The following is a 21,660-nucleotide window of genomic DNA, read 5'->3' on the forward strand; positions in this document are numbered from 1 at the left end:
TATAAAACTAAAAGTTATCAAATGACTGAAAGCATTGAAAAGTTTGAACAGGATCGTCAAAATCTATTGTTATTTATCTGGAAAAACAGAAAAGTAATCATCCTTGTATCTGCTGTCGGGTTTATCGTTTCATTAATTATTTCACTGTTAATGACACCCATTTTCCGTTCCACTGCAATTGTTTTCCCCACGGCAACCAGTACGGTTTCGTTCTCTGAACAACGAAATGCAAAAGCATCTTCGATGGACTTCGGAGAGGAAGAGCAGGCAGAACAAATGGTTCAAATCCTTCAGTCTTCCAGTATCCGGGATGAAATCGTCCACCAATTTGATTTGTACAAACACTATGAAATCAGTCCGGATGATGTGAACAAGCAGTACAAGCTTGTAAAGGAATTCAACAGCAACTTTAATTTCGCACGTACCCGCTACGGTTCCATTCAAATTGACGTATTGGACAAAGATCCGGTAAAAGCTGCAGCAATGGCCAACAAAGTCGTTGATCTGATTGATACGATGAAAAATGAAATGATCGCCCAGCGTACCGCCGAGGCGTTTAAAGTTGCACAACGGAAGCGCGACATGCTTCAGGAAGATCTCAATAAAATTAGCGTGCAAATCGACAGTCTCGCTAAGTTGGGAGTCATGAATATTGATGCCCGCGCCGGATTGTACCAGGCATTTGTTGATTCAAAAAGCCCTGCTGAAAAGGCCGAAATTAAAGAGAAATTGCTTGTCAATGAGAAAGACGGGCCATTTTATGATGAATTAGAGCACATCCGAAGAGAAAAAATCACTGCATTTGAGTTGTTCATGGCAATATATGAACAAACGGAATCGGATGCCAACGCAAAACTGAACCACAAATTTATTGTAGAAAGAGCGGTTGTTGCCGATAAAAAGGATAAGCCGAAACGAATGGTTGTTGTTCTTTTGGGGACAATGGGAACATTTCTTTTTATTGTCTTCGCATTATTGATTCGTGAAAAAATTGGTGAATTAAAGCGAATCGCTTGATGCAATTTATTCGTCAAAATAGCTGGATTTTATTCTGGAGTACCTGTTACCTGGTTATTGCCGCTTATTTGATGTGGAACAAACAGGAATTCTTAACACTGTTTCCGGTCGGGTTGATTGCCATATTCGCAGCAATCTTTTACTCCCGCATCGCTTTTTTATCCATCGCTTTTCTGACGCCGCTTTCCGTCAATATCGAAAGTTACACGGACAGTTTCGGATTGTTTATCCCGACAGAGCCGTTACTCTTCGGCTTATTGTTACTTTTCTGCATTCAACAATTGTACAGGGGAAGTATTCCGTCCACTGTCTGGAAATCTCCGATTATCTGGACCGTTTGCCTGTACCTTTTCTGGATGCTGATCAGTTCCATCCTGAGTACCATGCCGGTAACATCGTTTAAGTTCTTACTGGCACACCTGTGGTTAATGATTCCGATGTTATTTCTGGGGCCTGTTTTTTTCGCATCCGAACGGAACAGAATCTTGTTTATTTGGTTGTTTTGTATCGGGATGATCATTTCCATTTGCTATACCCTGGTGATCCACGCGCAGTACCGATTCGGTGAACAGGAAGGGCACTGGGTGATGTGGCCGTTTTTCAAAGATCACACCATTTACGGAGCCATTGTCGCATTGATTACGCCGCTGGTAGTCGGGTTGTATTTTTATAAGAAGCATACGGCATTGGTTCAGGCTATTTTGCTCAGCATGATTTTCATTACACTGATCGGGTTGTATTTTTCATATACCCGAGCCGCCTGGTTGAGTATTGTTGCTGCATTCGGTGTGTTCTTATTGATCCATTTCAAGATTAAATTTCAATGGATTGTGACAACCTTACTGATAACCGGAGGAATTTTATGGGTCAGCTGGACACAGATTACGCAGTACCTGGAACGGAACAAGCAGGAACACACAACGGAAAACTTCGGAGAGCGTCTGCAATCGGCAACCAATGTTACAACGGATGCTTCCAACCTGGAACGCCTCAATCGCTGGCAATGTGCACTGGATATGTTTGCTGAAAAACCAGTCACAGGATTTGGTCCGGGAACGTATGCATTTGAATATGCACGCTTTCAGCGGCCTGAAAACCTGACCGTCATTTCTACTAATTTCGGAGATTTGGGAAATGCACACAGCGAGTACCTGGGTTCACTTGCTGAAATGGGGGTTTTCGGATTACTGACCTTCCTGGGCGTCGTTGCCGCTATTTTTTATCAATCCATCACCCTATATGTAAAATGGCCGGCAGAAGATCGCAAAAACCGGGTGTTGATCATGAGTATGATTTTGTCTCTGACGACTTATTTTGTCCATGCATTTCTGAACAATTACTTAGATACCGACAAAGCTTGTGTTCCGATCTGGGGAATGTGTGCCATCTTCATTGCCCTGGAAGCAGAATTAAAGCGCAAGCAACAAATACCACAACAATCCGAACCAAATTAACCGATCAACTGCTCTGTTTGTTTGAGAATTATTTCCTGTTCATCTTCTGAATCAGCAACTCCGAAACGTGCGTAGTCACATTTCTCCAGCAACTTTTGAATCACGGGAACCGATGCATGCTGCTGTATTTTTAGTTCTTCCAGCATTTCACTTCTTCCCATCCCTGTATCTGCGGGTAATTTGAGTTTGACGGCCATAATAACAACCAGTGCTTTTTCAATCGAACTATAAAACTTATCAGCTTGTTTTTCCCGCAGGTAGAAAGAAGCCTGGCTGATTAATTCCCTGGCCTCACTGACAGCTACGGGCTTTTCAATGCTTTTTTGTTTCTGTGAAACAGGTTGCTCCTCTTTTCCTTTTTTAGGTTTTAACATCAAAAACAGTACTATTCCAGCGAGTAACAGCAATCCTCCTGCTCCGTACCACATCCAGCTGTTTTCACCGGAGAAAAATCGGCGTTGCGACGGATCATTCAAATTTTTCTGGTCCGCATTCCGGTTCGTCAGCGCCATTGAATCCGTATCATTCTGCAATTCAAACGCAGGGTCTCCCGTAACAGAGACCGTAATCGCTTTGGGAGCAGATACAGAAACATATTTTTCTTCTTTCGGATTGAAATATGCAATTTTTACCGGTTTGATCGTTTGATCTCCTTCTTTGGTCACCTGTATGTGATAGGTATACGTCACTTTTCCCACCGCTCCCTGGGAATTAAAAATATAGTCTTCTTTTACTTCCGCGTCTCCATAGGTATTCATTCCCTTTGGCAACGGCAGAACAGGGGTTTCGATTGCATGCAGGTTTCCTGTTCCCGAAACAATGACCTCCACCTGGATGATGTCCCCTTGTTTCATTTTTTTAGCTCCGCAATTCTGCTCAACGGAAAACTCTCCTACTGCCCCGATAAACTCTGAAGGAGAATTAGCCGGTAACGGGATGACTTCAACTACCGGAACAGAGGAAACGACATTGTAATCCTGTGTTCCGAAAGGCAAATAGATTTCAAAGGGCTGGATATTGAGTGTTCCGCTTCCTACTGGAAACAATACTTTCTTTTCAAATGCAAACGATTCGTAATTTTTTCGTTTGATGGATACATTTTCCCACATTTCCGTTTGCTGCAACGGATATACGTCACTTACTCCCTCTACTGAAAACGGCCTTCTCAATACCGGTCTTCCATACGTCCGTTCACGTGCATATACCCTTCCCAGCATCACCAACGGTTCTCCCTCGTAAATTTTAGTCGCAGAAACTTCAATGGTTCCGAAGGCCGGCTGACGCAATTGTTGCCTGGAAATATCTTCTCCGGTTCCTTGTGTCGGGCTGCTGACAACGTTCACTTTGACAGAATTGGATGTATACGTTTTATTTCCTGCCTTCACATAAAACGGTCCTATTTTATATTTGCCTACCTTGTTAAACGTTCCTGTAAACACGACAACGTGCTCCTGCACCATTTTCCCTGTATTGACGTCTTGCACATAACGGGAAAGGGATTGAATTCCATATCCCTTCACAAAATTAGAGGGCCAGTTCTCCACAATGTCCCCTTCGACATTTGAATTAATCGTAATGGCCAATGGTTGGTTGATTCCTACTTCTTCGGGCTCAACCGTTAACTGTACTCTCCCCTTCTGGTTGAACGCCCAAAAGGAAAGAATACAAAACCAACTATGTACTATAACTGCTTTCATCACCAATCTTTCCCTGATTTAGAAAATCCGCCGGAATTATTATTCCCTCCCATTCTACGCTTGGTCGCGGATTCTTGTTTCATTAATTCGTCCAATTTTTTCTCTACCGCCTTGTCCTGAAGTTTTGATCCTCCGCCCGGGCTCTTTTGTTGTTGATTTCCTCCCTGACTACCTTGCTGATTCTGTTGATTTTGCTGTCCGTTCTGTCCTTGATTCTGATTTTGCTGCTGTTGATTTCCCTGGTTATTTTTATTTTGTTGATTCTGCTGATTTTGCTGATTCTGTTGTTGTTCTTTCTGATCCTGAGACTGATTTTTATTTTGTTGCTCCTGCTGTTCTTTCTTCAGGCGCATGGCTTCTGATAAATTATGTCGTGTTTTGTCATTGGAAGCATTGTTTCTAAGGGATTGTTTGTATGCTTCAATTGCTTCGTCATACTTTTTTTGTTGCATCAGACTATTTCCCAGGTTGTGGTACGCTTTTGCTTTTTCTGCCGGTACTTTTTCCGCAGAAGCCTGCTGCCGGTAAATCTTCTCTGCATCTTTGTATTGCAGGTTCTTATAAGCTGATTGTCCCATTTCCTTTGACAGGTCGACTCCTTCCGGTGCTTTTTCCTGTGCAGACCGGTAATATTTCAGCGCTTTGCCGTATTCTTGTTTTTGATACGCATCTCTTGCCACAGCCAATGAATCTCTCCATTCCTGTGCAAACCCTGCAAAAGAGCTGATTAGAAACACTATATATACAACGTACTTCATCTGTTTGATCGACTCTTATTTACATACATTCCTGACCATATCAAATATCCTGCAAAACACACCAGTGCAATTGCCAACGGAATCTGATACCGCTGTTCTTCTACTTCAAAATCCATTGACTCGGTCTTTACCCGTTTCATGTGTGTAATTTCTTTCAACATTTTACGCAAATCCGGGTAAGCATCTTCTGTTACAACAGCCAATCCGCCTCCTTTTTCCGCAATTCGTTCAATGAACTGCGGATTTAATTTGGAATGAACGGTTGTTCCAAGCGCGTTCCTTTTGTATCCTTTTTCCGGCATTTCAGGATCAACCGGAACCAAACCTCCTTTTCGCGTTCCGATACCCAATACTGCCAGCTGAATGCCTTCTTCTTTGTATTTCGCCAGGATATCCGAAGGGTCTTCATCGTGGTTTTCTCCATCCGTAACCAGGATAACCGCTTTGCTCATTTTCTTGTTGTCTGAAAAAATGGAGTACGCATTTTCCAACGCGCTTCTGATATTTGTACCCTGGCTGGAGATCATATTGGTTTCAATGTCATTGACATACATTTTGGCGGCATAGTAATCCAATGTCAATGGCAGCTGTGTATACGCATCGCTTGCAAAAATGGAAATCCCGATACGTTCTCCTCCCAGCTTATTGATGAGTTCACTGATCGCCCGCTTAGCAATTCCCAGTCTGGAGATAGCCGGATCCACATCTTTTGTATTCATCGAATTCGATACATCCAGGCAAATGACCAATTCCATACTTTGCACCGTTCCAGCCACTTTTTTCTTTCCGAATGCAGGTTGCGCCATGGCAATGATTAAAAAGACCAGTGCATTGCGAAAGAGCAGGTAACTGATAAATGCTTTTTTAGTCCCAACCGGCTTAAAAACAGTAGAACGAATCTTTTCCCCCGCACTCAGGTATATTTTTTCATTGCGATAGGCATTGTACAGGAAGATTCCCGCAATTATCACTACCATCCATAGCCAGTATAGCTGTTGCGGTTCCTGAAACGAGAAAAAAGTACCTTTTCCTGAATAAAGGAAGTTTCCTGACTTCACAAACACCACGAATACAGCCCAAAAGATCAGCTCCCACACGATTACGAGTGATGCCAGGCGTTTCAGTTGATATGTCATTGCTTCCTGCTTAATCATTTTGTCTGAATAAAAAACGTGGAATACCCCATCCGAGAACAACCAGAATTAATGCTGCATTTAAAAATGACTGTGGCATTGCCGGTGGTTCCGATTGAAAATGACGGTCAATGATTTTCCGTTTTTCCATTTTTTCAATTTCATCGTAGATTCCGCGCAGGCTTTTTTCATCTGTGGCACGAAAATATTTTCCGTCTGTTTTTACCGCAATTCGCTGCAGCGTATTTTCATCCAAATCCGATTCTACCGGTTGTTGAATCACTCCAAACGGTGTATTGATGGTCATTACTCCACCCGATTCTGCTCCCACTCCAATCGTATACACCCGCACATTTTTTGCTTTTGCCAGATCGGCAGCTTCTTCCGGTGAAATGTCCCCCATGTTGTTGCTTCCGTCTGTTAGCAGAATAATCACTTTTGATGGAATACTGTCATTTCTCAAACGGGTTACCGCTGTGCCCAGACCCACACCAATCGCTGTTCCTCCTTCAATATTAGCATAACAGTCCAGCGCGTCAATTTGTTTTTTCAGCACATCGTAATCGGTTGTTGCCGGACAAGCGGTATAAGCCTCCCCTGCATAAGCGACCAACCCGATGCGGTCTCCTTTTCGCCCATCAACAAATTCTTTTGCTACTTTTTTGGCAACTTCAATGCGGTTGGGTTGAAAATCCATTTCCAGCATAGATCCGGAAATATCAATGGTCAGGATAATGTCAATCCCGTTTTTATAATCGTGATTATTGTCTACATGATCATTCCAGTTGTATGGTTTGGACATGGCAAGAATCAGCAGCATCAGTACAATTCCTGCATTGACGATCAATACTTTTCGAATGACATGAATGAATCGCGAACCGTATTTCTTCTGAGTGGTAACTGTACCCGTGTATTTCCATTCTCCCGGCTTCCTCACTTCCGACCGCCACAGAAACCAGAGTAAAAACGGCACGAGCAGCAACAGCCACAACCAGTGCGGAGCAAAGAACTCAAATTCCCAAAACCGTATATTTAAAATTCCACTCACTGTTTAGTCACACTTTATTTCAACTTCTTCTTTCTTCACTCTCGATTTCCAACGGACTTGTTTCTGCTACAATTTGCTTTGCAAGCATGGAAATTTTCAAAATATTCAGTTCGTCAGTGGTTGAATTGGCAAATTTCACCATATCCGCCTGTCGCAGGATGGTCATAAATGTTTCAACCGTATCAGCCGGTAAACCTGTTTGAAGCAGTAATGCTTTTGTTTCAAATGTTGTCCGTTCCAATAAATTAAGACCGTATCGTCCGGATAAATACGAACGCATGATGTGGGACATTTCCGAGTAATGCTGTTTTAGTTTTCCTTCCTGCCACAACTTTTGCTTGTCCAACACATTGATTGCAAACAATGTCCTGTCTTTCAGCGACATCACCGTTTCCATTTTTACAGGTTGTTTGTTTTTTCGTTTGATATACCACCATACGGAGGCGGTAATAAGTACGATTCCTCCCGCTGTGATGTACCAATAGGTTTTCAACCATTGCAACCAGGTCAGCTCATCCGGAACAGTTGCAAATCCTTCTTCGATGTCAAACAATTCATCCTGTACACCGATCGTCTCTGAAATGACTGTAAATGCTGTTTCGTTAAACAGAAAAGTAGAATCGTTGATGATGACCTTCTGGGGCGGTATTACAATCTTCCCCGTATCCCATGCAACAAGTGAATACGATCCGATCCATGTGATTTTGTTACCGGAACGCTTTATCGTATCTTTAAATGCACTTTCTATTTCCAGTACAATCCTGTTCTCACTTACCCGGGAATCTTCTTTTTTACGCAATGCGGGAAATTCCTTTTCATACGGCTCAATTGAAATATCTGAATTCTCGGGAAGCTTTACCACCAATTTCAACACAACCGCTTCTCCCATCTTTACCCGGTCGTGATTCAGGTAAGCAGATAGCTCTTGTCCAAACGCAACGGAAGTACACACACAATAAACGCAAACAAACAGTCGATTTGCACGCAACACATTTCCCTCTTTTGCTCTGCACAGAGAAAAAACTGAACGGACTATGTGAATTGTTTTTGCCATTTACCTGCTCTTAAATAAATTCACCAGCGAAACAATGTGATTTTCACCGGTATTCAAAACAGCATAATCGATTCCGTTTCTGCTGAATTCTTTCAGGGTATGCTGCTTCTGTTCCAGGAAATTCGTTCTGAATTCGTCTCTGGTACGGGCATCGTTGGTATTCACCCAGGTTGTCTCACCTGTTTCGGCGTTATACAATTGTATGAATCCCATTTTAGGTAATTCATATTCAGAAGGATCCTCCAGTTTCAACGCGATCAGGTCGTGTTTTTTGCGTGTTACCTTCATTCCTTCAATGAAATTGTTTTCATCAATAAAATCGCTGATAACAAAACAGATGGTTCGTTTTTTCTGTGTATTTCTGAAAAACTTCAGTCCGTTGCTCAGGTTTGTTTTTTTGCTTTTCGGTTGCAGGGCAATAAATTCACGAAGGATGTACAAAATATGTTTCTTACCTTTTTGAGGGGCAATGTAACGTTCAACATCATCGCTTACAAAAACGGCGCCCACCTTGTCGTTATTTGACAAGGCAGAAAATGCCAGAACAGCCATTGTTTCAAGAATGATATCGCGTTTTGATTTATCTGTCGAACCGAAATTTTCAGATCCGGAGACATCTACAATGAGCATGAGTGTCAGTTCCCGTTCTTCTTCGAATACTTTTACAAACGGGTCATTGAATCGCGCGGTAACATTCCAGTCAATTGTACGGACCTCATCTCCCACCTGGTAGTTGCGTACTTCAGAAAACGCCATACCTCTTCCCTTGAAGGCAGAATGATATTCTCCCGAGAAGATGTGCTTGGTCAGTCCTTTTGCCTTGATTTCCAAGCGGTGTATTTTCTGTAACAACTCTTTGGTTTCCATTTTACTTCCTGTAAAGTGAATCGCGATTTTTCCTGCTGTATGTTCCTGGTTCCTTACGGAACTTCAACTTTATTGATAATTTTATTAATCACGTCTGCGGCAGATAAATTTTCCGCTTCTGCTTCATAACTCAACCCGATCCGGTGACGCATTACGTCCGGAGCGATGGCACGAATATCTTCCGGAATAACAAATGCCCTTCCATTGATAAATGCGTATGCTTTTGCTGCCAGTGCAAGGTTGATGGATGCACGTGGCGAACAACCAAAGGTAATCATCGGTTGCAGGTATTCCAATCCGTAGTGATGTGGTTTTCGTGTGGCATAGACAAGATCAACGATATAACGTTCGATCTTTTCATCCATGTAGACTTCTTTCACCAACATCCTTGCCCGAAGAATGTCATCCGATGTAATCACTTTCTGTGCTTTCGGAAGGCCTTCCGGACGAACAATGGAGCGCACAATCATTCGTTCTTCTTCAATCCCCGGATAATCCAGGTACACTTTCAACATAAAACGATCCACCTGTGCTTCCGGAAGCGGATAGGTTCCTTCCTGTTCAATCGGGTTTTGCGTTGCCAGTACCAGGAATGGTTTCGGCAGCATAAATGTTTCATCCCCGATTGTTACTTGTCGTTCCTGCATGGCTTCCAACAGCGCTGATTGCACTTTTGCGGGTGCTCTGTTGATCTCATCAGCCAATACGAAATTGGCAAAAACCGGTCCTTTTTTAATGGAAAAAGATTCACTTTTCTGATTGTAAATCAATGTTCCCGTCACATCGGCCGGCAGTAAATCCGGAGTAAACTGAATCCGGCTGAAATCGACATCAATTGCTTCCGAAAGTGTTTTTATAGCCAGTGTCTTCGCCAATCCGGGAACACCTTCCAGCAATACGTGTCCGTCAGCCAGTAAGGCAACCAATAATCTGTCAACCATGTATTTCTGGCCAACGATTACTTTTGCCACTTCCTGTCTCAACGTATTAATTCCAGCTACTTCCAGGGCAATTTTCTCACTCAGTTGGCGCAGTGTTTCTGCCGGGCTTAATGGTTGGTTTATATTTTCTGACATAATTTTTTAAAAGATGAAACATACAAAGTTGAGCATATCCGTTGCTGTAGGGCTTGATTATGCTGTTAAATATTGTTAACATTGTGAAATTATAACACTTAGAGATGGAAAAACGAGAATGCCTGGAATGTGGCTCTGTACTCAGGGGTCGGAAAGACCAGAAGTTTTGTTCCGATCAATGTCGAAATACCTACAACAACCGGCTACATGAAGATGCAAACAAGTATGTACGGCGCATCAACAATATTTTACGCAAAAACCGCCGCATTCTGGAACAATTGAATCCCAACGGCAAAAACACCGTAGACGGGATCACACTTGCTGAAGAGGGATTCAACTTTCACTACTTTACCAACGTATACGAAACGAAAAAAGGAGCCATCTACTATTTTTGCTACGAACAAGGATATCTCAAATTAGAAAACGATCAGTACATGTTGGTGGTGAAACAGGATTATGTCCGGTAAAACCCGTTGCATTAAAAACAAAAGGAGCCGTCTCTTAAGACAGCTCCGTTTTCTTACCTAAAAATGCTAACAGTAGAAACTACTTGTTATATATGAAATCTTTCGTTGTTTATTTTACAACTATCGGTTTTGCATGACTAAAGCGTACCATTATATTTCGTATATATCTAAACAACTAGTTAACACAACGAATTTCGGCGTAATAAACCTATTTTACAAGTGAAAAGCATATCCAATTATTGAATAGATTGTATGAATTATTAAATAAACCTTGCCGGTTATTGAATGATTTTTATGTCCCTGTTTTTCATGGGAGGAAACCTGTCTTATGGTTAGCTCCTGCAGTAAATTTACCGCAGGAGACTTACCACTAGTGGCTAGCGTATTATTGACCTAATTATGTGCTATTAAGTAAGTAAATAGTTAATCTTCAACCTAACCATGGAGTAGCAAAAGAGAAAATAAATAAATTCAATCTCCCTAATGCTACTATCAACTACACAATTTATGTTTTAACCTAATTCAACTTTTCCAGCGACAAAGCAAATTTCGATGTAAAAAATCGTTTTACCCTATAAAAAACAAACCAGTTAGTGGGACACCCTTCTGAATGATTGAATGCCTGTTTTGAATTATTGAACAACCCAATCATGATTGTTTTTGCTTACAGGTCAATAAAATCTGCTTCTGAAAGAGACGCTTAACTATTCTTACTATCTGTTAAATAATTTATATTTGTGTTGAACTTTCAAAGTTTCTCCATGGCGAAACAAACGCTATTTATATTCCTTGTCTCTTTGTTTCATTTAACGACACAGCTGTTGTCTCAAAATGTTCCTGTTTTATTTAATCATTATTCGGGGCTTCCCGGAAATTCCGTACATGATTGTGCCGAATCCAATACGGGGAAATTATGGATCGCGACGGATAAAGGGTTGGCTTATTATGATGGTTATACCTTCACAAAGGTAGATTTGCGAGATAACCTGACGACAATGTTCTCCTGGGGTTTTTTCAAAGACCGTAAAGGAAGGCTGTGGTTGAGAAACAGACAAGCACCCATGACCTACATCTACAATGACAGTATCCACCGGGTTAAAAATACAGAACACCTGCACGACATTCATTTCAACTATTTCTCGGAAGATGAGCAGGGAAATATATACATTGGCTCCGTTAACTCTAAACTGACACACAAAATCGGTGTGGACGGACATGTAGCAACAATTGATTCTGTTTTAGTGCTGATTAATTCCCAAAAAAAGCGGGTGTGGACCAAACATCATCCGTATAGTTATCAAAAAGGAGCAGTTGTCGGAGATATCGTTGCATCTTTTCTGATCAACAAAAAGAGTGAAGCATTCATCCAAATCTGGAATACAGTCACTAATAAAAAGGAATTACTCCCTGCGGGCTTCATGGATGGTTTCAGGCACATCTCCAAACTGGATGCCAATCATATCCTGCTCAGTGGGAAAGCCGGGATTTTTAAGTTGAACCTGGCAACAAAGGCAATTACTCCCTACAATTCCTGCTACAATACAACTTATAAAGATGTAGTGATGGTATACAAAGACCGGTATGGAAACAGTTGGTTTTGCGATTATTCCAAAGGCATCTGGTTTGAAAAAGCACTCTCTCCCTCTATCACTTACACAGATTTAGGAAATGTTGACGATATTACCTCCCACAGCAAAACCGCTGATAGCGTTATTACCTTGTCTACAACCTCATCTTATCACTACCTGATCAGAAAAAAGGGAATCACGAAACGTATCGACCGGGTAACCAATGAAGGATTAGAAATTCTTACCTCCACTGATATTGCCGCTTTTTTCCAGGATTGGGACCTGGAATATTATTACAATACAGCTTATCTCATGGCTAAAAAACCCGGACCTATGAAACGGCTTGTATTTGATCAATGGACTTCCTGCTCTTCTGGTGAAAGTTATTGCTTTGATGGCGAATCGTATAAATGCCATTTTGAAACAGACACGTCCTTTCACATCGGGACATCTTCCGGGTTGTATTCCATTCTCTGGAAAAAGGGAAAAATCAAAGCTGTTCACTGGTATACGGGCTATGTTTTTGATGTATGCGCCATTGGTTCCTCTATTTATTCCGTCGGATTGAGCGGATTGCGAAAAACAGATGTTCATACCAAGAAAACAACGCTGTTAATAGATGACATGAACCTTCGAAATGTCTGTGCTACTTCAAAGTATTTACTCGTCCGAAAGGAAGACGGAACTATTCTGATACTGGACATACAAACGCATCAGCTACTGAAAGTATACAACAATTATAAATACCTTCAAAAAATACAGATGGTTGGTAAGGAAATCTGGGGATTGGGGGAGTCAAGCATTGTAAAACTCGACCCTGACGACCTCAGCATCCTGATGGAAATCAATCGTTTTGACGGCATCACTGCTCCTTATAAGCTGGGAATTGAAAAAATAGGTACAGATTACTTCCTCATTTGTAAAAACGGTTTTTATACATTCAATGACGCTTCCATTAAGAAGATTAATTATGAAAAGAATGTCAATTTCAAAATTGAACGCGTCTTTGTCAACGGGAAACAATTATCCGGCGATACGGTATTTTTAAAGGGAGAAAACAACCTGATGCAGGTTAATCTTCAATACATTTATTTCCCTTTTTCTGCCCAATCAGTTGTGTTTTACTACCGCATCAATAAAGGAAAGTGGAACCTGTCCAGTCAACCAACGATTACCATTATCGACCCTCCGTACGGTGCATATGAATTGGAGATCAAGGCAAAATTAGATGACAGGAGTCTGCCATTTGACAAGAAACTAATCTTGTTTATCCACAATCCTCCTCCTTTCCATAAAACCAACTTGTTTCTCTTTCTTGTTATTCTTGCGATTGTCATTGTTGTTTCATCAATCCTGATTGCTCAGCGCAAACGAAAAGTAAAACAGTTACAGCAACGGTTCGATGCCTCCCAAAATCGCATGAAAATGCTGATTATGCAGATGAAGCCTCATTTTTTATCAAATATCTTCAACTCGCTCCAAACCAGCTTTATTGAAAATGACCCAATCAGGAGCAGTCAATTAATTACCAACCTGGACAATTACCTCCGCTTATCTCTTTCGTACAGTAAAAAAGATCTGGTATCGCTGTACGAAGAAATTGGATTGGTCAAAAAGTACTTATTGCTGGAGCAAAACCGGTTGTCTAAACGGGTAGAGTTAGTGATCTCTGACCGGTTGAACAATCATTCGGGAAACATCATGGTCCCTGTGTTTATCCTCCAACCTATTATTGAAAATGCTATCTGGCACGGCATTCAGAAAAGCAATGAACCGGAAGGGAAAATTACAATTGATTATACTGAGGATGGGAACTATTTCATACTTTCGGTAACGGATAACGGAATTGGGATTGGAAATTCCAACCGGGAAGGCAATTCGATTGCTCTGAAGAATATCAATGAGCGATTGTCATTGATTGACGAAAACAAACGGGACAGCTACCTTGTGATGGAGGCTGCACACCCGGGAACCAATGTACATTTATATGTCGCAAAGAAAAGTAAAAATCATTCACATTGAAGATGAGCCTGAAGCCCAGCGCTTGTTAAAAGGAATTATCAGGAAATACATTCCGGAAGCGGAATACTCCGCTTGTGCTTCCAACCTGGAAGAGGGGCTGGTGTTGATCCGGAATTCTGACTTCGACCTGTTATTTCTTGACCTGCAATTATCTGACGGAGACGGCATGTCACTCATTCGAAAACACACGGAACTGGCTTCGAAAACGATTTTGTGTACCGCTGATGATTCCAAAGGAATTGAAGCTGTTAAAAATGGCATTTTCTACTACATTCTGAAACCGATCAATATCCATGAAGTAATTGACGTCATCAAACGGTATCACGCGAAATTGTCAACAGAGGAAAATGACACCGCTGAAGTCAACTTACTGGAAAACAAGCTAATTATTCCGGACATCAACGGATTGGAGATCATCCCCATTCATTCCATTATCCGGATGGAAGCGGAACAAAACTATACACATGTTTACCTGAATACCGGGGAAAAAATATTCGCAAGCAAAACACTGGGTTTCTTTGAAGACATTCTTCAGAAATTTTCCTTTGTCCGAATCCACCGATCCCACCTGATTAATGTTGATTGTATCAAACGGATCAATAAAAATGACGGTGGAAGCGTTGAACTCACTACCGGGGAAGTGTTCAAAGTTTCCGGAAGCGGGAGAAACGCTTTGCGGGAGAAACTGAATCTTTAAAGGGCGGTCAACTTCTGTATACCTTTACTTCATGCGCTTCAATCCTATGCGCTTCCGTGGAGCATCAATCTCCATGACCTGTACTTTTACATGTTCATGCAACGCAATATATTTTGAAGGATCTTCGACATATTCATCGGCCAGCTGTGATTTGTGAATCAATCCGTTTTCCTTGATTCCAATATTGACAAACGCTCCGAATGCAGTTACATTGGTAACAATTCCGTTGAGCTCCATACCGATCTTTACATCCTCAATGGTTCGGATCGCGGCATCAAATTCCAGTACTTTTGCCTGCTTGCGCGGATCGCGGCCCGGTTTTTTGAGTTCGTTGATGATATCGTTGAACGTATAGGTATCAATTTCCGGAAAATCTGTTTGTTTCAACCGGGACAATTGTTCGGAATTCCCGATCAGTTCGACAGTTGTCAACTTTAACTGTTTGGCAATCTTCTCAACATGCTTGTAGCTTTCCGGGTGTAAGGCTGAATTATCCAATGGATTTACTCCTTCTCTGATTCTCAAAAATCCTGCTGCCTGTTCAAACGCTTTATCTCCCAATCGTTTTACTTTTTTCAGGTCATTCCGGGAAGTGAATTTCCCTATTTCCGATCGATGTGCTACAATGTTTTCAGCCAGTTGCATTCCCAATCCGGAAACATAACTCAGCAAATATGGTGAGGCTGTATTCAGGTCTACACCAACTGTATTCACGGCAGAAATGACCACATCATCCAGGGCTTGTTTCAACGCCGTTTGATTCACTTCATGCTGGTATTGGCCGACACCAACGGATTTCGGGTCAATTTTCACCAATTCTGCCAGTGGATCCATTAATCTTCGTCCGATGGAAACGGCACCTCTGACAGTTACATCATAATCCGGGAACTCTTTCCGCGCAATTGCTCCGGCAGAATAGATGGATGCTCCATCCTCCCGGACAGAGAACACCTGGATGTCCCGGTTAAAATGAATGTGCTTGATAAATGCTTCTGTTTCACGACCTGCCGTTCCGTCTCCGATCGCGATTGCATCAATTTTGTATGCTTCTACCAGCTGGGCAATTTTTGCTTTCGCAGGAGCTGTTTCTTTTTGCGGCGGGTGTGGATAAATGGTCGCATTGGTCAACAAATCTCCGTGTTCGTCCACACAGACAACTTTGCAACCTGTCCTGAATCCGGGATCAATCGCCAGTACGCGTTTTTCTCCCAAAGGAGGGGCCAGTAGCAGCTGACGAAGATTGGTACTAAATACTTTAATTGCTTCCAGATCTGCTTTTTCTTTCTGTACCTGGATGGCTTCATTCTGAAGTGACGGTAATAGCAACCGTTTGTAGGATTCGTCGCAAGCTTCTTCAACGACACCTGCGCATTCATCTGTTCCTTTCACAAACTGGCGGTACAGCACCTGTAGTGCTTCTTCTTTCTCAGGTTGAACAGTCAATTTCAACAATCCTTCCCGGTCAGCTCTGTATAATGCGAGAAAACGGTGAGACGCAGCTTTGTATAAGGGTTCTGAAAAGTCAAAATAATCTTTGTATTTCTCCGCTTCTTCTTCTTTCCCCTTCACCAGCTTAGCGGTTAATTTTCCTTTTCTGGCAAATAAGTTTCGTAATTTTGCACGTGCCGTAACCGATTCATTGATCCATTCCGCAATGATGTCTTTTGCTCCCTGAATGGCCTCTTCTTCACTTTCCACTGTTCCTTTCACAAAGCGGGATGCCATTGCCAACACATCTCCTCCGCGCTGTGACATAATCATTTTTGCCAGTGGTTCCAATCCCGCTTTTTTGGCTTTATCACCTTTTGTTTCCCGGCGTTGTTTATAGGGGAGGTAAATATCTTCTAACGCTGCCAGGTCAAATGTTGTACGGATTTTTTCCTCCAGTTCGGGTGTCAGCTTCTCTTGCTGTTCAATACTATTAAGCATCGTCTGCTGACGGGAAATGATGTCATCGTATTTCTTCGCTTCGTCCCGAATGGATGTTATCTCTACCTCATCCAGGTTCCCCGTTTGTTCCTTTCGGTAACGGGCAATAAACGGAACCGTAGCTCCTGATTCCAATAGTTTTAGTGTATTTTCTACCGACCGGTTGCTCAAAGAAGTGAGCTGAATGATATATTGAACTTTTTCCATACAGGCGCTGAATGTACAAAAAAGGAAGAAAACCTGGTGTGTTAAAATAGAAAAACGACGGGCTACTGCTAACCCGCCGCTTTTCACATCGCTACTCTAACTATTACCAAACTAACTAACTACTTACTTGATAATCCACGCGTCAACCAGCCCCTTCTATTGGCTGTTGCAATGGCATAAGGCGTAATCCAGAACAAAGAAAACGCATAAAATACACTATACGGATATGCCCAGAATGACTCCGACACGCTGTGTCGTTTTGCATAAAACAGGGCTTGTACACTTGAGAAAACAAGGATTCCGAGCAATGTCGAACTGATAAATAAGACCGGATGTGTAACAACCAGGAACAGCATCAACAGAATCATCGGGTATGCCAGAGAAATGCGCAACCATTGGTTCAACAACAAGATTCTCGGTCCCAATGTTGATTCCTCGCGGAATTTTCCAAAAGCGAATTTACTCATCATGATGTTTTCGCGCACATTGCTTCTTTCCCAGCGGATAAACATTTTGTACAGGTTTTTGTACTTCTCCGGGATGTTGGTATACACGTATGCATTTCGTTGGAACAACACATGAAATCCTTGTTTCAAAATCATGTTTGTCATCGCACGGTCTTCTCCGATATCTGTCGGTTGCCCCATAAATTTCTGGTTGATCCAGTCAGGAAGACATTCCATCACTGCCTCTCTCCGGTATGCTGCAAGCGCTCCCGGTGTACACAAAACGGAACCCAATGTACTTTGCGCAGAGCGCACAAACTCAAAACTGAATGCAAAGCTGACATTTAGCATTTTTGGAATCAGTGCCTTCCGGGTATTCAGTACCCGCACGTTTCCTGCTACTGCCCCGCATTTTTCATTCACCACAAACGGGCTGGTCATATTGCGGAGTGTATCTTCTTTTACAATGGAATCACTGTCAACCGTAATAAACACTTCTCCTGTTCCCAGGTTAAATCCGCGGTACAACGCATGTCGTTTCCCCCTGTTTTCGGGTTGCTGAAAAATAGCAACTCTGTCACCCAATTCTGCTTTGGCTTTTTGCATCCATTGCCACGTGTCGTCACGGCTTCCGTCATCAATTGAAATTAACTGCAGTTTTTCCTGCGGATAATTACTTTTTGCCAGGCTCATCAATGTTTGGTAGACCAATTCCCCTTCATTGTAAGCAGGTACGATAACGGTCGCTGTGGGGAGCAACTCATCTGAAACGGATTTCACTGATTTGTACCGGATATACAACACAACCAGGTATAACAGGAAGGCTACTTTCAATGCAAGCAGTATAAATCCTGCTGAAATCAGGGTAATTCCCCAAAAAGATTGCATCCGTTCTGTGTGCAATCGTTCAAAGTAGGGTTGTAAAACGATAACCAGAATCAAAGCGCCTATCAGCAGGGACAATGTCCCGATAATGATCAGCGTATCACGGGATGTTAACTTTTCTTTCAATCGACTCCTGTTTATTTTCCTCGTCTGGTGTATCGCTTGCTCTTCATTCGCTTTCGCATCTGAAATGGATAATGTATTCTCTCTGTACATAGTGTCTGTTTTTGTAAAAAGGAAAGACAAACACCATTCCACACGGTTTTTCGGGCAAAAACACCTGTTAATTGTAGAATTTTTCCCCAAGGTGTGGAATCCGGTTCCGAAAAGCTGTGGAACAATGAAACAATCAGACAGAATATCGGACGGCAAAAAACCACCAGGAGATCGTCGAAGCACAACTATTTTTAGATTAAAATGTACTGAATTATGTTTTTATGCATTAAGTTGATTACATTTGCATCGTAAATACATCTGAATTAATCGGTTTAGGTGTAGGTAATTATTTGGAAAAAAGCTTATTAAAAGAAAAGACATGAAGACTGCGGAAGCAAATCAGAAGTTGGATGCAATTGTTGAGAAGGTTGAGAAGAAGGGAATTTCAGCTCCTAACCTGGTGGAGGATTTACGAGAGCTGAGAGAAGTTGCCTTAAAAGAACAAGATCCTTTGGTAACAAAAGTATTACGCTTGACTTACGAATACCTTTCCGCTAATGATGCTTTTGATGTAGAAGCGCAGTACGATGAAGACGAGGACGGTAATGAGTACCCGATTGAGGTAGAAGACAAAGAGAATCTTCTTTACTTACTGAACTTGTTGAAAAACGCAGAGCATAAAATTAACCGTGAAGAGATCAAAGATTACCGTACAGCTTTGAAAGAAGAGTTGTATTAATCAATCATACACACAATAATATTGAAAGAATCCGTCAGAAATGGCGGATTTTTTATTTCCCGGTGGTGCATTCACGGATTGCCTGCAATACACCCTCTACTTCTTTATCCAACGCATAGCGTTCAATCGCTTCCTGTTGAATGGCATCCAGATCCAGTTCTCCGGCATTCAGTTGTTTTCGTACCCGGAAATAGGTAGTTGTAAACGATTGTTCATCATTAAATGTATACAATCCTCCCCGGGTTCCGTGTCCCAGTACCTCAGGTGTGCCACTGGAATTGGTTCCAATGACCGGAGTTTTTGAAAACTGAGCTTCCACGGTGACCATTCCGAATGTTTCTCCTTCACTTGACATCACAAATAAATCAATTGCGCGGTAGAAATTGATAATTTCTTTTGTCGGTGAAGCAAAATGAATGCGTTCTGTTAAGTGATGTTCTTCAATAAACCGGACAATCTCCCGGTGGTAAATAATCGTTTTCGGATCATCGACAGTTGGTGCTCCTACAATCAACAGAGCGACATCTTCTCCGTTATCCAGCAACTGTTTGACCGTCTTCACCAGGAATAACTGCCCTTTTTTTTCATCAATCCGACCGATTACTCCCAGCACAAAGGCATCTGAATGAAACCCGAAGAATTGCTGTGCCTCATAACGTGACGGTTGCTGACTCAGAAAGGGCTCCACTCTCACGCCCAATGGTACAATCCGGATTTTCGATTCCGCCAGGGTTGTTTTCTCTAATACTTCCTGCTTCAGCCACTGCAGAGGGGTCAGCCACACATCCACTGCCTTGAACCGCATGCGTTGAATGTATCCTTTTTTAGGAATACCAATCTGCATCTGCTGCTGGTGAATAATATGGATGTTTCCCGCCTTTCGTTTGGTCCACAACAACAAATCCAGGTCGGGACGAAAAGCTGTGAACACTACACTGATACCGTTTTTCCGAAGGTAGCCGGCAACGCGTGAAGCATTCTTAAAATCAACATATTTTTTCACCTTTTTCAGTCGCAAAACGGACGAAAACAATGGTGTAATCTGCTGATCGAACACAGTATTCTCCTGGCAGGCAAAATGAAGTTCAATACCGTTTTTCTGCAGTTCCCCTGCCAGTTTAACGACATTCATTTCCAATCCGCCCCACCCGGTCGATGTATTTACGATCAGCAGCTTCATATCAGTGTTCTTTTACCTGGAATTTTTCCCGTTTCGACCCTGAATAGATACTGAATTTCCGGTAACTGCATTCCAGGCTTCCATTGAATAATTTAATCTTTGCATCCGGTTTTAAACCGATGGATTTCAACCCCTCTTCACTCGAAGTAATCATCCAGCAGTCAAATCCTTTTAGTTCTGTTTTCATCCAATCACCTATTTTGGAGTACAATTCCGGAATATTAGCGCTGATGCGTTCTCCATACGGAGGATTCGTCACCATCACCCCTTTTTCAAAGCCAAGGTTTTTTACTTCATCGAAGGAAGCTGTTTTGATCTCTACAAAACGGCCGATATTGAATCTTCTCAGGTTTCTTCTCGCTTTCAGTACCATTTCTGAATTGATATCAAATCCTAAAATTTCAACCGGTAATTTTCCTGTTGCTTTCATTTTTTGCTCCGCTTCCCCGTATATCTCTTGCCACAATTTTTCGTCGTAATTGTAGAAATTCTTGAATGCATAATGCTGTCGTTCAATCGTTGACGGAATCCCGGCCGCGTATAATGCCGCTTCAATCAAAATCGTTCCCGAGCCGCAAAACGGATCAATCAACGGTGTCTGTTTGTCCCATTTCGCCAAACGCAACATCCCGGCAGCGAGCACCTCATTCAGAGGAGCCTCCCCTACATCTTCCCGGTATCCCCGCTGATACAATGGCAATCCACTCGTATTCAACGAAATGGTTACCCAATCATTGTTGATGTACAAATCAAACAATACCTGTGGCCGCTTGATGTCTACATCCGGGCGTTTTCCGTATTGATCACGAAATACATCTGCGATTGCATCTTTTACAACCAGGTATGGGAATTGTGTATGATTAAAGAAGTTAGAAATGACCGCTCCTTTTATTGCAAATGTCTTATTAATGTCAAAATAAGCCGTCCAGTCAATTTTTTTCGCCTGCTTGTACAAATCATCTTCGTGTTTGATTCTAAACGCGGCAATCTCCACTAAAATAGAAATCGCACACCTGCAGTGGAGGTTTAAAAAATAAACATCTCTCCATGTTCCCGTGATTTGCGTCGCGCGATTGAGCACTTCTACCTCGTTGTATCCCAGCTCTTCCAACTCCTCTTTTAACACCTGCTCCAACCCGAACAGGGTTTTGAGCGTTATTTTAAATGTGCCGGACACATCCGTTGTTTTGATCTTTGATGATTGTCTGTACTTATCCACGTGGTAACCAATTAATATTTATACTAATTTTGTACAAAAGA

The 21,660-nt window shown here is 42.1% G+C and carries 17 protein-coding genes; 6 read left to right on the plus strand and 11 right to left on the minus strand.

Annotated elements, in window-relative coordinates; all coding sequences use genetic code 11:
- Positions 1 to 21 precede the first annotated feature (21 nt).
- Both H9Y05_RS02740 and H9Y05_RS02745 read left to right on the plus strand, forming a co-directional pair.
- Positions 22 to 1,017 (plus strand): Wzz/FepE/Etk N-terminal domain-containing protein, encoded by a 996-nt coding sequence (locus tag H9Y05_RS02740; protein WP_216713432.1) that lies wholly within the window; start codon positions 22 to 24, stop codon positions 1,015 to 1,017.
- Positions 1,017 to 2,471, plus strand: coding sequence for an O-antigen ligase family protein (locus H9Y05_RS02745; RefSeq protein ID WP_163490573.1), 1,455 nt, complete (start codon positions 1,017 to 1,019; stop codon positions 2,469 to 2,471). The genes H9Y05_RS02740 and H9Y05_RS02745 overlap by 1 nt, the downstream gene beginning before the upstream one ends.
- Here H9Y05_RS02745 and H9Y05_RS02750 read toward each other — a convergent pair.
- The 7 genes from H9Y05_RS02750 to H9Y05_RS02780 are packed head-to-tail and all read right to left on the minus strand — an operon-like array spanning position 2,468 to position 10,104.
- Entirely contained in the window at positions 2,468 to 4,168 is a 1,701-nt protein-coding gene (locus H9Y05_RS02750; protein WP_216713433.1) for a BatD family protein, read from the minus strand. The two genes, H9Y05_RS02745 and H9Y05_RS02750, sit on opposite strands and share 4 nt — an antisense overlap.
- Positions 4,168 to 4,926 (minus strand): tetratricopeptide repeat protein, encoded by a 759-nt coding sequence (locus H9Y05_RS02755; RefSeq protein WP_163490575.1) that lies wholly within the window; start codon positions 4,924 to 4,926, stop codon positions 4,168 to 4,170. Before H9Y05_RS02755 ends, H9Y05_RS02750 begins: the two co-directional genes overlap by 1 nt.
- Positions 4,923 to 6,080: a VWA domain-containing protein gene (locus H9Y05_RS02760; RefSeq protein ID WP_163490576.1), complete on the minus strand. Its 1,158-nt coding sequence runs from the start codon at positions 6,078 to 6,080 to the stop codon at positions 4,923 to 4,925. The genes H9Y05_RS02755 and H9Y05_RS02760 overlap by 4 nt, the downstream gene beginning before the upstream one ends.
- Positions 6,073 to 7,107, minus strand: coding sequence for a vWA domain-containing protein (locus tag H9Y05_RS02765; RefSeq protein WP_216713434.1), 1,035 nt, complete (start codon positions 7,105 to 7,107; stop codon positions 6,073 to 6,075). Before H9Y05_RS02765 ends, H9Y05_RS02760 begins: the two co-directional genes overlap by 8 nt.
- A 19-nt stretch (positions 7,108 to 7,126) precedes the next feature.
- Entirely contained in the window at positions 7,127 to 8,161 is a 1,035-nt protein-coding gene (locus H9Y05_RS02770) for a hypothetical protein (RefSeq protein WP_216713435.1), read from the minus strand.
- A complete protein-coding gene (locus tag H9Y05_RS02775; protein ID WP_216713436.1) occupies positions 8,162 to 9,028 on the minus strand; it encodes a DUF58 domain-containing protein in 867 nt (288 codons plus the stop codon).
- Between the two features lie 53 nt (positions 9,029 to 9,081).
- A complete protein-coding gene (locus H9Y05_RS02780) occupies positions 9,082 to 10,104 on the minus strand; it encodes an AAA family ATPase (protein WP_163490580.1) in 1,023 nt (340 codons plus the stop codon).
- A gap of 104 nt (positions 10,105 to 10,208) precedes the next feature.
- Between H9Y05_RS02780 and H9Y05_RS02785 the strand changes: the two genes are divergently transcribed.
- The 3 genes from H9Y05_RS02785 (at position 10,209) to H9Y05_RS02795 (ending at position 14,858) form a co-directional block, all read left to right on the plus strand.
- Positions 10,209 to 10,571: a hypothetical protein gene (locus H9Y05_RS02785; RefSeq protein WP_163490581.1), complete on the plus strand. Its 363-nt coding sequence runs from the start codon at positions 10,209 to 10,211 to the stop codon at positions 10,569 to 10,571.
- 761 nt (positions 10,572 to 11,332) lie between these two features.
- Complete coding sequence (locus tag H9Y05_RS02790) at positions 11,333 to 14,161, plus strand: sensor histidine kinase (protein ID WP_216713437.1); 2,829 nt, start codon at positions 11,333 to 11,335, stop codon at positions 14,159 to 14,161.
- Complete coding sequence (locus H9Y05_RS02795; protein WP_163490583.1) at positions 14,127 to 14,858, plus strand: LytR/AlgR family response regulator transcription factor; 732 nt, start codon at positions 14,127 to 14,129, stop codon at positions 14,856 to 14,858. The genes H9Y05_RS02790 and H9Y05_RS02795 overlap by 35 nt, the downstream gene beginning before the upstream one ends.
- Before the next feature lie 24 nt (positions 14,859 to 14,882).
- On the opposite strand, the gene H9Y05_RS02800 is transcribed toward H9Y05_RS02795, so the two are convergent.
- Together H9Y05_RS02800 and H9Y05_RS02805 are read right to left on the minus strand one after the other, a co-directional pair.
- A complete protein-coding gene (locus H9Y05_RS02800) occupies positions 14,883 to 16,994 on the minus strand; it encodes a Tex family protein (protein ID WP_163490584.1) in 2,112 nt (703 codons plus the stop codon).
- 119 nt (positions 16,995 to 17,113) lie between these two features.
- Positions 17,114 to 18,541, minus strand: coding sequence for a glycosyltransferase (locus tag H9Y05_RS02805; protein WP_163490585.1), 1,428 nt, complete (start codon positions 18,539 to 18,541; stop codon positions 17,114 to 17,116).
- A 319-nt stretch (positions 18,542 to 18,860) separates the two neighbouring features.
- Between H9Y05_RS02805 and H9Y05_RS02810 the strand changes: the two genes are divergently transcribed.
- Positions 18,861 to 19,220, plus strand: coding sequence for a hypothetical protein (locus H9Y05_RS02810; RefSeq protein WP_163490586.1), 360 nt, complete (start codon positions 18,861 to 18,863; stop codon positions 19,218 to 19,220).
- 52 nt (positions 19,221 to 19,272) lie between these two features.
- Here the strand turns inward: H9Y05_RS02810 and H9Y05_RS02815 are convergent, their stop codons facing one another.
- Together H9Y05_RS02815 and H9Y05_RS02820 are read right to left on the minus strand one after the other, a co-directional pair.
- On the minus strand, positions 19,273 to 20,400 hold the full coding sequence (locus H9Y05_RS02815; protein WP_216713438.1) for a glycosyltransferase family 4 protein: 1,128 nt from the start codon (positions 20,398 to 20,400) through the stop codon (positions 19,273 to 19,275).
- A gap of 1 nt (position 20,401) precedes the next feature.
- Positions 20,402 to 21,619, minus strand: a complete 1,218-nt coding sequence (locus tag H9Y05_RS02820; protein WP_163490588.1) for a THUMP domain-containing class I SAM-dependent RNA methyltransferase — start codon at positions 21,617 to 21,619, stop codon at positions 20,402 to 20,404.
- Between the last annotated feature and the right edge of the window lie 41 nt (positions 21,620 to 21,660).

Origin of the sequence: Taishania pollutisoli (genome assembly GCF_014518315.1) — a bacterium.
Taxonomy (GTDB): Bacteria; Bacteroidota; Bacteroidia; order Flavobacteriales_D; family Crocinitomicaceae; genus Taishania; species Taishania pollutisoli.

Coding starts and splice junctions, on each gene's coding strand:
- H9Y05_RS02740 (WP_216713432.1), top strand. CDS start 22: ATGACTGAAAGCATTGAAAAGTTTGAACAGGATCGTCAAAATCTATTG.
- H9Y05_RS02745 (WP_163490573.1), top strand. CDS start 1,017: ATGCAATTTATTCGTCAAAATAGCTGGATTTTATTCTGGAGTACCTGT.
- H9Y05_RS02750 (WP_216713433.1), bottom strand. CDS start 4,168: ATGAAAGCAGTTATAGTACATAGTTGGTTTTGTATTCTTTCCTTTTGG.
- H9Y05_RS02755 (WP_163490575.1), bottom strand. CDS start 4,926: ATGAAGTACGTTGTATATATAGTGTTTCTAATCAGCTCTTTTGCAGGG.
- H9Y05_RS02760 (WP_163490576.1), bottom strand. CDS start 6,080: ATGATTAAGCAGGAAGCAATGACATATCAACTGAAACGCCTGGCATCA.
- H9Y05_RS02770 (WP_216713435.1), bottom strand. CDS start 8,161: ATGGCAAAAACAATTCACATAGTCCGTTCAGTTTTTTCTCTGTGCAGA.
- H9Y05_RS02775 (WP_216713436.1), bottom strand. CDS start 9,028: ATGGAAACCAAAGAGTTGTTACAGAAAATACACCGCTTGGAAATCAAG.
- H9Y05_RS02780 (WP_163490580.1), bottom strand. CDS start 10,104: ATGTCAGAAAATATAAACCAACCATTAAGCCCGGCAGAAACACTGCGC.
- H9Y05_RS02785 (WP_163490581.1), top strand. CDS start 10,209: ATGGAAAAACGAGAATGCCTGGAATGTGGCTCTGTACTCAGGGGTCGG.
- H9Y05_RS02790 (WP_216713437.1), top strand. CDS start 11,333: ATGGCGAAACAAACGCTATTTATATTCCTTGTCTCTTTGTTTCATTTA.
- H9Y05_RS02795 (WP_163490583.1), top strand. CDS start 14,127: ATGTCGCAAAGAAAAGTAAAAATCATTCACATTGAAGATGAGCCTGAA.
- H9Y05_RS02800 (WP_163490584.1), bottom strand. CDS start 16,994: ATGGAAAAAGTTCAATATATCATTCAGCTCACTTCTTTGAGCAACCGG.
- H9Y05_RS02805 (WP_163490585.1), bottom strand. CDS start 18,541: ATGTACAGAGAGAATACATTATCCATTTCAGATGCGAAAGCGAATGAA.
- H9Y05_RS02810 (WP_163490586.1), top strand. CDS start 18,861: ATGAAGACTGCGGAAGCAAATCAGAAGTTGGATGCAATTGTTGAGAAG.
- H9Y05_RS02815 (WP_216713438.1), bottom strand. CDS start 20,400: ATGAAGCTGCTGATCGTAAATACATCGACCGGGTGGGGCGGATTGGAA.